The following is a 14,200-nucleotide window of genomic DNA, read 5'->3' on the forward strand; positions in this document are numbered from 1 at the left end:
AGGATAGGCCACAAAAGCGGGCTTACGACAATGTTGGCGGATCGTTTAGTGCAGGCCGCCGACGCCGAGCAAGCGCTCGACGGCGTCATGGTCCTGAGAGAGGGCGCTCGGCGTCCCCCGCCAGGCCAGCCGTCCGCGCTCGAGGATGATCACCCGATCGGCGAAATCCAGTGCGCTCTGAATACGTTGCTCGACCAGCAGGATGGTCATGTCGCCGGTTTTGGCGAGATTGGCGAACGCGGCCATCAGTTCTTCGCAGATCACCGGTGCTAGGCCCTCAAGCGGTTCGTCGAGGAGAAGCACGGAAGGACGGCCAAGGATGGTGCGTGCCGTCGATAACATCTGCTGTTCGCCGCCGGAAAGCTGGTTGCCGAGATTTCTGCGGCGTTCCTTGAGACGCGGGAACATGTCGTAGGCTTCCTGCAAGGCGCTCTTCGGTCGTCCCTTCAGCCCGACGGAGAGATTTTCCTCGACCGTCAGCGTCGGGAACACATCGCGCGTCTGGGGCACGTAGCCGAGACCCTGATGCGCGCGCTTGGCGCTCGGCAGGCTGGTCACGTCGGTGCTGCCAAGGCTGATACGACCGTCATAGCGGCGCGTCTGGCCGGCGAGCGTCGCAAGCAGCGTCGTCTTGCCCATGCCGTTGCGGCCGAGTACGGCAAGCCGCGCGCCGGCGGGAACGGAAAAGGAGACACCTTCCAGCACCCGCGTCGGCCCATAACCGGCGCACAGATTTTCCACCTCAAGCGGCGTGGCCGGCATTGGCGTAGCTCCCCAGATAGGCCTCGCGCACGCGCGCATTCTTGGTGACGTCGGCGGGCGAGCCGTCAAAAATGACAGTGCCGGCCGCCAATACGACGACGCGCTTGGCGAAGCGGAAGACCAGATCCATGTCATGCTCGATCATCAGCACGGCAAGATCAGCTGGCAGATCGGCCAGCGCCTGCTCGATGCGGGCGGTATCGCTCTGCGGCACGCCGGCGGCGGGCTCATCGAGCAGCAGCACTTTCGGCTTCAACGCCATGGCTACGGCAATCTCCAACAGCCGCTGCTGGCCATACGCAATCTCCCTGACCTTGCGGTGCATGAGATCGCCGAGACCTAGTGTGCCGAGCAGCTCGCCGGCCTCGACCATGACATCGCGCATGGCCAGGAAATTGCCGAACATGCGACCGGAGCGGCCGGAACGCTGCAGCACGGCCAGGCCGACATGCTCGGCGGGCGTCATATCCTGAAAGAGCCGCGTCACCTGGAACGAGCGCACCAGCCCACGCCGGACACGACCAATAGCGTCGACCTTGGTCACAGTCTCGCCGCCAAGACGGACGGCACCGGAATCCGGTCGCAGATTGCCGGTGACGAGATTGACGAAAGTGGTCTTGCCGGCGCCGTTCGGCCCGATCAATGCCACGCGATCGCCCGGCGCCATCGACAGGCTCACGTCGTTGGTCACGGTCAGCCCGCCGAAAGCCTTCCTCAGATGATCAACTTCGAAGATCGCGCTCATGAACGGGCCTCCCCGCTGCGAGCCAGATAGGCTGCGGCCGTGCCGTAGATGCCCTTCGGCGCGAACAAGACGACAAGGATCAGCAGCGCACCGACAATAGTCAGCCAATGGAAGGGATTGGCGGCCGAGACATAGTCTTCGAACAACATGAAGATCACGGTGCCGGCGAGTGCTCCGAACAATGAGCCCGTGCCCCCGAGCACGAGCATGACCAGCGCCTCGGCCGACTGTGTGAAGGAGAGGCTGTCGAGGCCGACCACCTGGGTCGAGATTGCGTTCAGCGCACCGCCGACGCCGGCGACGGCTCCGGAGATGACATACATCTTGATCAGCGCTGCCTTCGGTGAAGCGCCCATGGCACGGATGCGCAAGGAATCTTCCTTGATACCGCGGCAGAGCATGCCGAAGGGCGAGCGCACAAGAAAACGAAGCAGGATCAATATGATCAGTAGAAGCGCTACGGCATAGATATAAGCCGTATGCCCATAAAGATCGAATTCGAACAGGCCGAGCAACGGGTCGGCGGAGATGCCGGAAAGTCCGTCGCTGCCGCCGGTCCAATCCGAGGCTTTGTTCGCGAATTCGTGGAAAAGGTAGATCAGCGAGATCGACAGCACGAGCTGCGGCAGGCCCTGTGCTCTGAGGATGACAATGCCGCAGATCAACCCGGCGATCGCTCCGCCAAGGATGCCGGCCACCGTCATGACCAGGGGATCGTTGATGCCATAATGCGCCGATACGATACCCGCGGCATAGGCGCCAGCCCCGAAGAGGGCCGCATGACCGAGCGTCGCGACGCCGCAATAGCCGGTCACTAGATCGAGCGACAAGACCAGCAGAGCGATGGCGATCAACCGTGTCAGCAGCGCGAGATTGTCAGGAAACAGCAGATAGCCGACCGCTGCCAACACGAGGATAACGGCTATGGCAGCCGCGTCGCGACCGAGTGCCCGGCGTTTGCTGGCGGCAGCGATGGCCGCACTGTCCATGGTTATCGCCATATCACTTGGCCCTTCCTGCAAGGCCGCGCGGGAAGATGCAGACGATCGCGATCACGGCAAGATAGAAGAAGAATTCGCCATATTCCGGCATCAGATAGCGGCCTGTCGTATCGATGCAGCCAAGGACGAGGCAGGCAAGCAGCGCTCCGGAAATGGAGCCCGCGCCGCCGACCGACACGACGACAAGGAAGGTGACCATATAACGCAACGCATAATAGGGTTCGACCGGCAGGAGTTCGGCACCGACAACGCCGCCGAAAGCGGCAAGCCCTACGGCGACGGCGAAACTGACGGCATAAACGATCTCCGTGCGCACACCGAGGGCTGCCGCCATCGAGGCATTGTCCACCGAAGCGCGGAGTTTCACGCCGAACGAGGTCTTCTCGATCGTGTACCACAGCGCCAAGGCGGCGATGAGCCCGCAGACGATCGCGAAAAGACGATGCGTGCCGATGGTCCGGAAGCCGAGATTGACAGAACCCTGCAGCTCGATCGGAAGGGGAATGGTCTTCAAGGTCGGACCGAAGACGTAATTGGCGATACCGATGATGCAGAAGGTAATGCCGATCGTCATCAGCACCTGCGTCAATTCCGGCGCCCCATAGATGCGGCGGTAAAGCAGCCGCTCGATCGGGATGGAGATGATCACCGTGCCCACGACGGCGAGCAGCACCGCAGCCGCATAGCCCATGCCAAGATTATGGGCTGCATAGGAGGCGATATAGCCGCCGATCATGGCGAAGGCGCCATGCGCCAGGTTGACGACGCGCATCAGCCCCATGGTGATGGACAGGCCGATGGAAATCACGAACAGCACCATGCCGTAGGCGAGGGCATCCACTGCTATGCTAAGCACGGTTTGCATGATGCTGGTCCGATTACCTCTTCCGGTCCTACCTTAATCCTCCTCCGCCAGAGCGGACGCAAGCCGCCCGCTCTATAAGAATGTGGGAGGATGGGCGAAGGCCGACCTTACTTCGCAGCGGCGAGACCGGGATCGCCCTGTTTTTCGAAGGTCTGGATTTCCTTGTTGATGTATGTGCCGTCGGCGGCCTTGGCGACTTCGCGCAGATAGATGTTCTGCGTGATATGCCGGCTGTCCGGATCGATGGTGACCGGGCCGCGCGGGCTGACCCAGGAGAGGCCCTTCACTGCATCGACGGCTTTCTGCGCATCCTGCTTGCCGCCGGTCGCCTCGATCATCTTGTAGATGACATGCATGCCGTCGAAGGCGCCAACGGCCGGGAAGGTGAGCTCGGCCGGGTTGCCAATTGCCTTGTCGGCAGCGGCGACGAAGGCCTTGTTTTCCGGAGAGTCGTGCGAGATCGAATAATGGAAGGTCGTTTGCATGCCGAGCGCCGCGTCGCCGAGCGCCGGCAGGTCGGATTCCTGCGTCAGGTCGCCGGGCGAAAACAGCTTGATGCCGGCGGTCTTCAGGCCGTTTTCATTGTAGGCCTTGACGAAACCGAGAGTGGTCGGACCGGAAGGCAGGAAAGCAAAGACCCCCTGCGCGCCGGAATCCTTGATGCGCTGCATGATCGGGCTGAAATCATTGGTCGACAACGGCATGCGGATGGCCTCGACGACCTGCCCGCCAGCCTTCTCGAAGCCCGCCTTGAAAGCATTCTCGGCGTCGATGCCGGGGCCGTAATCGCTGACGACCGAGATGATTTTGTTGACGCCGCTGTCGTGCGCGACCTTGGCGATCGGCGTCGAAGTCTGCCAGGTCGTGAACGAGGTGCGCACCACCAGAGGACTCTTGGTGACAATTGCCGATGTGGCGGCGTTCATGATCACCATCGGCACATTGGCCTGCTTGAGGATCGGCGTCACGGCCATGGCGTCCGGCGTGAAATAGAAGCCGGCGAGATACTGCACATGATCCTTGACGACCAGTTCCTGTGCCGAGGATTTCGATCGCGCCGGGTCGGCCTGCGGCACGTCGCGGTAGATCACCTCGATCTCGTTGTCTCCGACCTTGTTGCCATGCATCGCCATATAGGCATCGATACCGGCCTTGAAATTCTTGCCCTGCAGGGCGAATGGGCCGGAAAACGGACCAATGACGCCGACTTTGATCGTGTCGGCATAGGCCGCGCTACCCATGGCGATGGCCGCGATTGCGGCCAAAACGAACCGTCTCATATTTTCTCCTCCCACAGCCAGCCTGCTTCCGGGCCAGCTTGCTTTGATAGACTTCCGCGACTGCCAATCTGGCATGTGAAATGGTAATGTAAAATGAAATAAAAGCTCGTATTCATAATTATCGGGTTATGCTTTGCACCAGGATTTCAACCTAAGAAGCGGCCCCCAGCCGTTTCACGTTGCCGATCAGGTCTTGCGCCAATCGCAGCGACGCAGCCGTCGCCATCACCATAGGCGGCAATAGCAGCCACTCGAGCGTCCAGGCGGCACCCGAGCGTTCCTGCTCGTGCACCAAGGATTGATGGATGCCGGAAAGCTGAACAGCATTGAAGCGGGCAAGCGACACCAGTGCCTCGGCAGCGACGGGGTTCTGCTTGTGCGGCATGGCTGAGGAGCCGCCACCCCCGGCGAGTTCGATTTCCTCGCCGGCCTGCGCGAGAAGAGCTATATCCTGGCCGATCTTGCCCAGGCTGCCTGAAATCAGGGAGAACAGACCGGCCAAGTCGGCGATCTTGCCGCGTTGATTCTGCCATTGCGGCTCATCGGTGAGATCCAGCTCCTGTGCCAACGATGCGCGAACGGCCGCCGCTTTGGCCCCTAGTTTTTCCAATGTGCCGGCCGCGCCGCCGAACTGAACGGGAAAGGTCTCCTGCGTCAGCCGATCACGATATTTCTCCAGCGGATCGCGCCAGCTCCGCAGTCGGTCGGACACGGTGACTGGAATGGCAGGCTGCATGCGGGTGTGGCCCATCAGGCGGTTTGCACCATATTGCTTGTCAAGTTTTCCAAGCGCCGCCGTTACGCCGAAAAGACGGCTGCCGATCAGGAAGGCGACCGCCTTGAGGCGAATCATCAAGCTAGTATCGATGACATCCTGGCTGGTGGCGCCGAAATGCACGTGATGTGCAGCCGCGCCGCCAACCGCTTTGCGCAATTGCTTCACGAGATCCGGGACCACGACGCCGTCCATCGCTGTTGCAGACTTCAGGCTGGCAATGTCGGGTTGGAAAACCGCACAAACCTCAACAATTCGCTGCGCCGCCGCCTGGGGAATAAGGCTATGCCGCGCCTCGGCTTTCGCCAAGGCCGCCTCGAAAGCAAGCATGGCACGGATATCGGCATGCACCGAGAAATAAGTGGAAACCTCCTCGTCGCCGAGGAGGCCGGAGAGAAACGGATGATCGAAGGCGGAAATGCTCATGACCTATATATCGAGAAAAACCGTTTCCTTGTCGCCCTGCAAATGCACGTCGAACGTATAGACCGAGCCTTCCTGGCTGGCGATCAGGGTGGCGACGCGGTCACGATGTTCGATGCGGGCGAGCAATGGGTCCTCCGCATTGGCCTCGGCCTCGTCCGGAAAATACATGCGCGTCTGCAGCCCGATATTGATGCCGCGGGCAACAATCCAGAGCGTGATATGCGGTGCCATCCAGCGCCCGTCCTTATAGGGGACGCGACCCGGCTTCACCGTCTCGAAGCGGAACACGCCGTCCTCGGCGCTGGTCGGGCATCGGCCCCAGCCGGTGAAGTTGGGATCGGCTGTTCCGCGCAGTTCCGAAGGGCTGTTGTAAAACCCAGCGCTGTCGGCCTGCCAGATCTCGACGACAGCATCCTTCACCAACGTATCGGCGCCGTCGAAAATCCGGCCCCGGACCGTGATGCGCTCACCGATCGTTTTGTCGTTGATCATGGATGTGCCGAGATCGGTGCTATAGACGCCGCCGATGCCACAAAAATTCGGCGTCAGACCGATATGAACGTAGGGACCGGCCGTTTGCGACGGCGTTTCCTTGAGGTAGCCGAGTTCCTGCACCATCAGTTGCCCTCCAAACGGTTTTCGAACAATGTCGAGCGGCGGCCGCGCAGCACAATGTCGAATTTGTAAGCGCGCGCATCCATCGGGATGGTATTGCCCCAATCAAGTGGCGCGATGAGCTGTTCGATCGCGCTTTTGTCCGGGATCGTGCCGACGATCGGACATTTCCAGATCATCGGATCGCCCTCGAAATACATCTGCGTAATCAGTCGCTGCGCAAAACCATGACCGAAGACCGAGAAATGAATATGCGCCGGCCGCCAGTCGTTGACTCCGTTCGGCCAGGGATAGGCGCCCGGGCGGACGGTACGGAAAGCGTAGTGGCCGTCCTCGTCCGTGATGGCGCGGCCGCAACCGCCGAAATTCGGGTCGATGGCGGCGAGATAGGTTTCTTTCTTGTGACGATAGCGCCCGCCGGCATTGGCTTGCCAAAATTCAAGAAGTACACCGGGAACCGGCCGGCCCCGCTCATCGAGCACGCGGCCGTGCACGATAATGCGTTCGCCGATCGCGCTTTCTCCCGGCTTGGCGAAGTTATGGATCAGGTCGTTGTCCAGCTCGCCCAGGATCGAATGTCCGAACACCGGTCCGGTAATTTCGGAAATCGTTCCGTCGAGCGATAGAAGCGCCCGCTGCGGCGAACGCAACACCGAGGTCTTGTAACCGGGCGTGAAGGCCGGTGCGTGCCAGGCGCGATCGCGGGCGAAAAAGGCGCCGGTTTCCGGCCTGCTGTTGGTTTTGTCAGACATGTGTGCCTCGCTTCAAGCCGTCTCTTCGGCGTCCATCTGTTCGAAAACCTGTTTGGCGATCTTGATCGCGTGATTGGCGGCTGGCACGCCGGCATAGATCGCCACATGCAACAGCGCGTCGCAGACATCCTCGCGGGTCGCGCCGGTATTGCTGGTGGCGCGGACATGCATCGCCACCTCGTCATCCTGACCAAGCGCTGCCAGAAGCGCGATCGTCACGATCGAGCGCTCGCGCTTGCTGAGCGTCGGACGCGACCAGACGTGACCCCAGGCCGCCTCGGTAATCAGTTCCTGGAACGGTCGGTCGAAATCCGTCAATCCCGACTGGGTGCGGTCGACATGACTGTCGCCGAGAACGGCGCGTCGCGTCGCCATGCCCTGAAGGTAGCGCTCGGACGGGGCGAGGGGATCATTCATGGGCCTTTTTCTCCATGCAAGGCGAAATCGATGAAAGCGCGGATGACAGCCGTCAGTGCCTCGGGTTGCTCGACGCAGGGGATGTGCCCCGCGCCCTTAATGACTTCGTAACGCGCATTGGGAATGAGCTTCGCCATCGACAGCACCAGTTCCGGCGGCGTCGAGCCGTCGTGATCGCCGACGATGCAGATGGTCGGCACCGCAATCTTCTTTGCCGCCTCGGTGAAATCGGCATCACGAAGAGCGGCGCAAGTGGCGACGTAGCCTTCCACCGGCTGGCGGATCAGCATGTTGCGGTAGCCGCCAAAAGCAGTGTTCTCAGGACGGCGAAAAGCGGGCGTGAACCAAAGCTCGAGCACGCCGTCGGCAATTGCCTCGATGCCCACGGCTTCGACCTTGGCGATGCGGCTGTCCCAACTTGCCGCAGTACCGATCTTATGGGCCGTATCGGAAAGGATCAGCGCCCGCACCAAATCCGGTCGCCGCTGATAGAGCGACTGCGCAATCAGACCACCGACCGAGAGGCCGCAGATGACGGCATCTTTTACCGCTAGCAGATCGAGCAGCCCGGCAAGATCGGTGGCGTGATCCTCCATCGTATAGGGCATCTGACCGAGATCGGAGAGGCCGTGACCACGCTTGTCATAGAGCACGATGGCAAAATCGCCCGCGAGCCGCACGATCACGTCACGCCAGATACGGAAATCGGTGCCGAGCGAATTGACAAAGACAAGCACCGGCTTGTCGCCGGTCGCACCGATGATCTGGTAGTGAATCGTGACGTCGTTGATACGGGCGAACTGCATCGGAAATCTCCTCGGTGATGAGATTGTAGGTTTAATCTGGTTAGGTAAAATGATATTTATTGGCCTTTCAATAACCAATAAGTTATGAAAACCATGATCGACTCCCGCGTCAAATTCCGCCATCTCCAGACCTTTGTCGAGGTTGCCCGTCAGAAAAGCGTGATCAAGGCGGCCGAGCTCCTGCATGTCAGCCAACCCGCGGTGACCAAGACCATACGCGAACTGGAGGAGGCCCTGGGTGTCGATGTTTTCGAACGCGACGGGCGAGGCATCAAGATCACCCGCTATGGCGAAGTCTTCCTGCGCCATGCCGGAGCGGCGCTGACAGCGCTCAGACATGGCTTCGATTCCGTTTCGCAGGAGCGTTCCGGCCAAGCGCCGCCGATTCGGATCGGCGCTTTGCCGACCGTCTCGACGCGGATCATGCCGCGGGCGATGGAGCTGTTCCTGAAGGAGGAGACCTGGAGCCGCATCAAGATCGTCACCGGTGAAAATGCGGTGTTGCTGGAGCAACTCCGTGTCGGCGATCTTGATCTTGTCGTCGGCCGTCTGGCCGCTCCGGACAAGATGGCCGGCTTTTCCTTCGAGCATCTTTATTCGGAACAGGTGGTCTTCGTTGTGCGGGCAGGGCATCCGCTGCTTGCGGCGAAGCAATCGCTGTTTTCCAATCTCGGCAAATACACGGTCCTGATGCCGACGCGCGGCTCGATCATCCGGCCTTTCGTCGAGAGCTTCCTGATCGCCAACGGCGTCGCCAGCCTGCCGAACCAGATCGAGACCGTATCGGATTCCTTTGGTCGCGCCTTCGTGCGATCAAGCGATGCCATCTGGATCATCTCGACCGGCGTCGTCGCCACTGACGTTGACGACGGCTTGCTCAGCCTGCTGCCGATCGACACCAGCGAGACCAGAGGCCCTGTGGGTCTCACCATGCGCACAGATGCCATTCCCACCATGCCGCTGTCGATCCTGATGCAGACGATTCGTGAGGCGGCGAATGAAGTGGCAAAAAAGAGCTAAGTCGCCTTAATAAGGCAGGCCGACGTAGTTCTCGGCCAGAGCCGTCGAGGCGGCGCGGGAATGGGTGAGATAATCCAGCTCCGCCTCCTGAATCTTCTGGTCGAAATCGCTCGTGTCGGGGAAACGGTGCATCATCGTCGTCATCCACCAGGAAAAGCGCACGGCTTTCCAGACGCGGGCGAGCGCGTGGGTGGAATAGGCCTCAAGGCCGGCGTTGGACCGATCCTGGTAATGTTCGGCAAGACCGGAAAAGAGATAATGCACATCGCTTGCCGCAAGGTTCAGCCCCTTGGCCCCCGTCGGCGGAACGATATGCGCGGCGTCGCCGACCAGGAACAGACGGCCAAAACGCATGGGCTCAGCGACGAAGGAGCGCAGCGGCGCGATCGATTTTTCGAAGGAAGCGCCGGTGATCAAGGCTTCGGCATGATGCTCCGGCAGGCGGTGACGTAGTTCGTCCCAAAAGCGATCGTCGCTCCAATTCTCGATTTTCTCATCCAGCGGACATTGGATGTAATAGCGGCTGCGCGTCATCGACCGCATCGAACAGAGCGCAAAACCGCGTGGGTGGTTGGCGTAGACAAGTTCGTGATTGACCGGAGGAACGTCGGCAAGCAACCCAAGCCAGCCGAACGGATAGATTTTCTCGAAGCTGCGGATCGATTTTTCCGGAACAGACTTGCGGCTTGCGCCATGAAAACCATCGCATCCAGCGATAAAATCGCAATCAACGCGGTGTGTTACACCATCTTTCTCATAAGTGACGTAAGGCGCGATTCCCTCGAAGTCATGGGGTTGTACATTGGCCGCATCGAAAATCGTTGTGGCGCTGCTCTGTTCCCGATACGCCATCAGATCGCGCGTAAGCTCCGTTTGGCCGTAGACCGTGACGCGCTTGCCGCCGGTGAGGCCATAGAGATCGATGCGATGATCGCGGCCGTCGAAGGCAAGTGAAAAGCCGTCATGCGGCAGACCCTCGGCATGCAGGCGTGCACCGGATTTCGCCTTTTCCATCAGCCCCACCGTGCCTTCTTCCAGAACGCCGGCACGGACGCGACCGAGGATATGGTCTTTGCCAACACGATCGAGAATGACGTTGTCGATGCCGGCTTCCGTCAGCAATTGTCCCAAGAGCAAGCCGGACGGACCTGAACCGATGATGGCGACCTGAGTGCGCATGATGTCCTCCCGCGCGTCACTTTTTCCCAATTCTGCGCGGCGGAGAGGGCGCCAACAATGGACATTTCGCCCAAGTAATTGCACAAATCGAACATGGCGGAGGGAGAGAGCCGTGTCGACATCGGTACCCACCTACGAACTCTACGGGGAGAATACCGGTCGAAAACCGGATTTCTGGCTGCATTGCGAAACAATTCCGTCGCGCAGCAGCCTGCACCATTGGGAGATCCGGCCACATCGCCATGAGAGCTTCTTTCAGATCCTGTACATAGATGCCGGCTCCGGCGATGCGGTGTTTGACGGCGAGAGCCACGCCATCATGCCTCCAGCGGTAATCACCATCCCGCCGCACTTTAATCACGGTTTCCGTTTTTCCAGGGACATCGACGGCTTTGTCATCACCGTATTGATCTCGCATCTCAAGGCAGCACCCGGCGACCGCAGCCGGCTCGGCGAGTGGCTGGCCGCGCCCCATCTGACGCGACTGGATATGAGCAACCAGGACGCAGCCTACGTTGCCGGAACCTTGAAGCGGCTCGGCGGCGAGTTCGGCAATCGCCAGAGCGGTCGCAACGATCTGCTCGAGGCCTACCTCACCTCGGCACTGCTGCTGACGGCTCGCCTCTCCCAACAGGGAGGCGAAGGGCAAGGTGTGTCCGATGAAAGCGAGCGGCGGATGGAGACACTGTACGGCCTCATCCATCGGCATTTGCGCTCGCACAAACCCGTCGCTTTTTATGCCGAAGCGCTCGGCGTCTCGCCAACACATTTGAACCGCGTCGTGCGCGACAAGATCGGCCATGGCGCGCATGAACTGATCGCCCGCAAGCTGGTCGATGAGGCCAAGCGCGAATTGGTTTTCACCTTTGGCAGCGTGCAGGAGATCAGCTTTCGCCTCGGCTTTACCGATCCTACCTATTTCTCCCGCTTCTTCCTGAAGCAAACGGGTGAAACGCCGCGTGCCTGGCGCATCGCCGAACGCGCGAAGCTTGGGATGTAAAACTCTAACGCAGTAGCTGCCGCAACATCGACTGCGTTTCGCGCAGCAGGGGCAGATAGCGCTCCGCCATGTCCGCTGCGGTAACATAGGCCGCCGGCGCGCCGATATTGATGGCCGCTACCGTCAGCCCGCGATCGTTGGTCACGGGCACGGCAATGGAGCAGAGGCCGATTTCCAGCTCCTGATCGATCACCGCATATCCCTGCGCCCGCACTCGGCGAAACTCGGCCATCAACTCTTCCCGATCCGTCTTGGTGTGCGGCGTATTGGCCTTGAGCTCTGTGCGGGCGAGCACCGCGCGCGCCTCGCTTTCCGGCAAGGCACTCAGCAGGACCCGCCCCATGGAGGCGCAATAAGCGGGCAGGCGGCTACCCGGAGTGAGATTGATCGACATCACCCGGCGTTGTGACGCACGGGCGATGTAAACAACTTCGGTGTCGTCCAGCACCGAGGCCGAGGCGCTCTGGCCGGCGCGCTCAGAGAGCTGGTCGAGATAAGGCTGGATGATCGTCGGAAGCGCCGTTGCGGAAAGATAGGCATGGCCAAGCCGAAGGATTTTCGGTGTCAGCGTGAAGAACTTTCCGTCATAGTCCGCATAGCCAAGTTCAGCGAGTGTCAGCAGCGAGCGCCGAACCGTGGCGCGGTCGAGCCCCGTCAATTTGGAAGCCTCGGCGATTGACAGCTTTTGACGTGTTTCGCCGAAAGCTTCAATTGTTTTCAATCCTTTGGCAAAGCCGCTTACGAAATCGGTTTCACGCATTTTGATCCTGCTCTTTTGTTATGTCTCTGAGAGCCCCTTTTTAGCCACTTTTTTACGTCTGGCGTTAAAAGGTTTGTCCGTCCTGTTCCAATTGATTTGTCAATGAATTTCTGCACAAAAAATTCGGCAATTCGGCGCCGGCACTCGCGATCGGCCCTGCCGCTCCAGTCGAGCGCCATCGTCCTCAAATCAGTGGCTAGTTTCTGGATCAGTTCCGATTGGCGACCGAAACAGACCGAGACGCCAATAAGCAATTTGCCCTCGCTTTTTCGCCAATAGAGCCGTCACCAGACGACTGCCCGTTGGCTCCTGCGGAGCGGCTTACTTTTTCAATCTTGACCAGGCTGCCGATAGTCGATGAACCACAAAATTTTCCCTGCGACCCCAGTGCCGGGCATCTACGATTACAACGAATATCCCGTCGTAGAGTGGAACCATGCCGATCGCGTGAAACCGAAATGCTTCCACGTTGGGGATGGCCTTTCCGCTCTTCGCCGCGGCCGTCGATCGGTTCGCTTCATCACGGCTACGTCATCGCCATTCTCGATGAGTGTTTTCGGCCACGCTTGATCCACTGAGTTTTTAGTTAGGAAGGTGTCTCGTCATACGTGTCGTCTCTGGTTCCGGTTACGCTAGCATCAAATCGGTGATCGGTTGGCGTGGCGCCTTTACAGGGCTCACCGAGCGCGATTGGATTGGGACGGTCGTTTCGAATATTCGACGCGGTGCCCAGCGCCGGCGAGTAAGTTAACTGCGGCCGCGGCGTCTCGGCTCCGGACTAAGACGTAGTTCCCATTGAAACTGGAGACCGCGAGAATGCCGACGTCACTCTCTGACTCCGGCTCCGCGACCGAGAGGACAATGCTCGTCTCCTCGAACACGACCGGGCCGACCACCTTGAAGCAGATCCATTCGCCCTCCTTATTCACGGTTGCGGGCACGCTCCCTCAAGTAGATCACAGACAACTCGTCGTCGCCACGGCTGATGTTGACAAAGCCTGCGCCGTCACACCAAGAGGGGATCGGCGCAAGCACAGGGAGTTTGGCGATCGTGTATTCCCCAAATAGTTTCCTCAGCTCGACTGTAGCCACGCCGGTATCCTCTCGTCGCGTCGGCGATATAAACCGTGCGCCCTTTGGAGAGGCGATCCCGCATGAAGAGACCAGTCGTGCAAGCGCACAACTTTGATGAAGGCGTCAAGCGCCGGTGAGTAGCGCCGGCCCTGCACCGCAAGAAGCCGGACCTCCCGCCATACCGGATCGCCATCGATCGGAAGCGCCTTCAGGGTGGGTAGCCGCGGCATATGCTCGGGAGCCAGCACTATTCCAAACCCCGCGGCCGCCAAATGCTGCAGATGCAGATCGCGGCAACTGTGGTGATTGTGATGCGGCGGCGCGTCGGGAAAGCACAAACGGAGAAATTTCGGCGCCACGTCGCAGTAGGAGCGATCGAGAATATTGGCCTGGCGAAGCGCTTCCATTCCGATCACCGGACGGTCTGCCAGTTCATGCGATGGCGCGAGAACGGCGACATAGCGCTCTTCGAACAGCGCCCAAACGTCGATTCGTTCTGGTCTATCGTCGAGATCGCCAACCAGGGCAACATTGACCTCGCCCTCCAACAGAAGCTCGACGAGGCGACTCGGCGGCTCTTCCCGCAGCTCGACATGCAGGCCGGGGACGAATTTGCGAATCTCTGCGATCGGCTCGACGACGAGCGAAGCGGAAATCGATGGGGCGAGACCGATCGTTAATGGCGCGACTTCCTTTTTTTGAAACTCGCGCGCGCGGCGTCGA

At 60.1% G+C, this 14,200-nt stretch carries 17 protein-coding genes; 2 read left to right on the forward strand and 15 right to left on the reverse strand.

The genetic code is table 11. The features are described from left to right. Positions 1 to 45: 45 nt before the first annotated feature. The 10 genes from PY649_RS20970 to pcaD form a co-directional block, all read right to left on the reverse strand. Positions 46 to 762 carry an ABC transporter ATP-binding protein gene (locus tag PY649_RS20970; protein WP_285870589.1) on the reverse strand — a complete coding sequence of 239 codons (717 nt, stop codon included), beginning with the start codon at positions 760 to 762 and terminating at the stop codon, positions 46 to 48. After that, positions 743 to 1,507, reverse strand: coding sequence for an ABC transporter ATP-binding protein (locus PY649_RS20975; protein ID WP_285870590.1), 765 nt, complete (start codon positions 1,505 to 1,507; stop codon positions 743 to 745). The genes PY649_RS20970 and PY649_RS20975 overlap by 20 nt, the downstream gene beginning before the upstream one ends. After that, positions 1,504 to 2,508, reverse strand: coding sequence for a branched-chain amino acid ABC transporter permease (locus PY649_RS20980; RefSeq protein WP_285870591.1), 1,005 nt, complete (start codon positions 2,506 to 2,508; stop codon positions 1,504 to 1,506). The genes PY649_RS20975 and PY649_RS20980 overlap by 4 nt, the downstream gene beginning before the upstream one ends. 1 nt (position 2,509) lies before the next feature. Further along, positions 2,510 to 3,373 (reverse strand): branched-chain amino acid ABC transporter permease, encoded by an 864-nt coding sequence (locus tag PY649_RS20985; RefSeq protein ID WP_285870592.1) that lies wholly within the window; start codon positions 3,371 to 3,373, stop codon positions 2,510 to 2,512. A 107-nt stretch (positions 3,374 to 3,480) separates the two neighbouring features. Beyond that, entirely contained in the window at positions 3,481 to 4,653 is a 1,173-nt protein-coding gene (locus PY649_RS20990; RefSeq protein WP_285870593.1) for an ABC transporter substrate-binding protein, read from the reverse strand. A 151-nt stretch (positions 4,654 to 4,804) separates the two neighbouring features. Continuing rightward, a complete protein-coding gene (locus PY649_RS20995; protein WP_285870594.1) occupies positions 4,805 to 5,854 on the reverse strand; it encodes a 3-carboxy-cis,cis-muconate cycloisomerase in 1,050 nt (349 codons plus the stop codon). Between the two features lie 3 nt (positions 5,855 to 5,857). Beyond that, positions 5,858 to 6,469 (reverse strand): protocatechuate 3,4-dioxygenase subunit alpha, encoded by a 612-nt coding sequence (pcaG, locus tag PY649_RS21000; protein WP_285870605.1) that lies wholly within the window; start codon positions 6,467 to 6,469, stop codon positions 5,858 to 5,860. Positions 6,470 to 6,471: 2 nt separating this feature from the next. Then, the gene (gene pcaH, locus PY649_RS21005; protein ID WP_285870595.1) at positions 6,472 to 7,221 is read right to left on the reverse strand and encodes a protocatechuate 3,4-dioxygenase subunit beta; all 750 of its coding nucleotides are present in this window, start codon (positions 7,219 to 7,221) and stop codon (positions 6,472 to 6,474) included. Between the two features lie 12 nt (positions 7,222 to 7,233). Beyond that, positions 7,234 to 7,638 (reverse strand): 4-carboxymuconolactone decarboxylase, encoded by a 405-nt coding sequence (gene pcaC, locus PY649_RS21010; RefSeq protein WP_285870596.1) that lies wholly within the window; start codon positions 7,636 to 7,638, stop codon positions 7,234 to 7,236. Further along, positions 7,635 to 8,444: a 3-oxoadipate enol-lactonase gene (gene pcaD, locus PY649_RS21015; protein WP_285870597.1), complete on the reverse strand. Its 810-nt coding sequence runs from the start codon at positions 8,442 to 8,444 to the stop codon at positions 7,635 to 7,637. Before pcaD ends, pcaC begins: the two co-directional genes overlap by 4 nt. A gap of 93 nt (positions 8,445 to 8,537) precedes the next feature. Here pcaD and pcaQ point away from each other — a divergent pair, with 93 nt between their 5' ends. Beyond that, positions 8,538 to 9,464: a pca operon transcription factor PcaQ gene (pcaQ, locus tag PY649_RS21020; RefSeq protein WP_285870598.1), complete on the forward strand. Its 927-nt coding sequence runs from the start codon at positions 8,538 to 8,540 to the stop codon at positions 9,462 to 9,464. A 6-nt stretch (positions 9,465 to 9,470) separates the two neighbouring features. Here pcaQ and pobA read toward each other — a convergent pair whose 3' ends face one another. Continuing rightward, positions 9,471 to 10,643 (reverse strand): 4-hydroxybenzoate 3-monooxygenase, encoded by a 1,173-nt coding sequence (pobA, locus tag PY649_RS21025; protein WP_285870599.1) that lies wholly within the window; start codon positions 10,641 to 10,643, stop codon positions 9,471 to 9,473. Between the two features lie 112 nt (positions 10,644 to 10,755). Between pobA and PY649_RS21030 the strand changes: the two genes are divergently transcribed. Then, positions 10,756 to 11,643 (forward strand): helix-turn-helix domain-containing protein, encoded by an 888-nt coding sequence (locus PY649_RS21030; protein ID WP_285870601.1) that lies wholly within the window; start codon positions 10,756 to 10,758, stop codon positions 11,641 to 11,643. 4 nt (positions 11,644 to 11,647) lie between these two features. Here the strand turns inward: PY649_RS21030 and PY649_RS21035 are convergent, their stop codons facing one another. The 4 genes from PY649_RS21035 to PY649_RS21045 all read right to left on the reverse strand — a co-directional run. Further along, positions 11,648 to 12,403 (reverse strand): IclR family transcriptional regulator, encoded by a 756-nt coding sequence (locus tag PY649_RS21035; protein ID WP_285870602.1) that lies wholly within the window; start codon positions 12,401 to 12,403, stop codon positions 11,648 to 11,650. Between the two features lie 677 nt (positions 12,404 to 13,080). Beyond that, entirely contained in the window at positions 13,081 to 13,344 is a 264-nt protein-coding gene (locus PY649_RS21040; RefSeq protein ID WP_349644438.1) for an ACT domain-containing protein, read from the reverse strand. Beyond that, positions 13,325 to 13,495 carry a hypothetical protein gene (locus PY649_RS35070; RefSeq protein ID WP_349644439.1) on the reverse strand — a complete coding sequence of 57 codons (171 nt, stop codon included), beginning with the start codon at positions 13,493 to 13,495 and terminating at the stop codon, positions 13,325 to 13,327. The genes PY649_RS21040 and PY649_RS35070 overlap by 20 nt, the downstream gene beginning before the upstream one ends. Continuing rightward, the coding region (locus PY649_RS21045) for a LysR family transcriptional regulator substrate-binding protein (protein ID WP_285870603.1) at positions 13,477 to 14,200 on the reverse strand (724 nt) is incomplete at its 5' end. The genes PY649_RS35070 and PY649_RS21045, both read right to left, overlap by 19 nt.

Origin of the sequence: Rhizobium mayense, assembly GCF_030272705.1 — a bacterium.
Lineage (GTDB): Bacteria > Pseudomonadota > Alphaproteobacteria > Rhizobiales > Rhizobiaceae > Rhizobium > Rhizobium mayense.

Coding starts and splice junctions, on each gene's coding strand:
- PY649_RS20970 (WP_285870589.1), bottom strand. CDS start 762: ATGCCGGCCACGCCGCTTGAGGTGGAAAATCTGTGCGCCGGTTATGGG.
- PY649_RS20975 (WP_285870590.1), bottom strand. CDS start 1,507: ATGAGCGCGATCTTCGAAGTTGATCATCTGAGGAAGGCTTTCGGCGGG.
- PY649_RS20980 (WP_285870591.1), bottom strand. CDS start 2,508: ATGGCGATAACCATGGACAGTGCGGCCATCGCTGCCGCCAGCAAACGC.
- PY649_RS20985 (WP_285870592.1), bottom strand. CDS start 3,373: ATGCAAACCGTGCTTAGCATAGCAGTGGATGCCCTCGCCTACGGCATG.
- PY649_RS20990 (WP_285870593.1), bottom strand. CDS start 4,653: ATGAGACGGTTCGTTTTGGCCGCAATCGCGGCCATCGCCATGGGTAGC.
- PY649_RS20995 (WP_285870594.1), bottom strand. CDS start 5,854: ATGAGCATTTCCGCCTTCGATCATCCGTTTCTCTCCGGCCTCCTCGGC.
- pcaH (WP_285870595.1), bottom strand. CDS start 7,221: ATGTCTGACAAAACCAACAGCAGGCCGGAAACCGGCGCCTTTTTCGCC.
- pcaC (WP_285870596.1), bottom strand. CDS start 7,638: ATGAATGATCCCCTCGCCCCGTCCGAGCGCTACCTTCAGGGCATGGCG.
- pcaD (WP_285870597.1), bottom strand. CDS start 8,444: ATGCAGTTCGCCCGTATCAACGACGTCACGATTCACTACCAGATCATC.
- pcaQ (WP_285870598.1), top strand. CDS start 8,538: ATGATCGACTCCCGCGTCAAATTCCGCCATCTCCAGACCTTTGTCGAG.
- pobA (WP_285870599.1), bottom strand. CDS start 10,643: ATGCGCACTCAGGTCGCCATCATCGGTTCAGGTCCGTCCGGCTTGCTC.
- PY649_RS21035 (WP_285870602.1), bottom strand. CDS start 12,403: ATGCGTGAAACCGATTTCGTAAGCGGCTTTGCCAAAGGATTGAAAACA.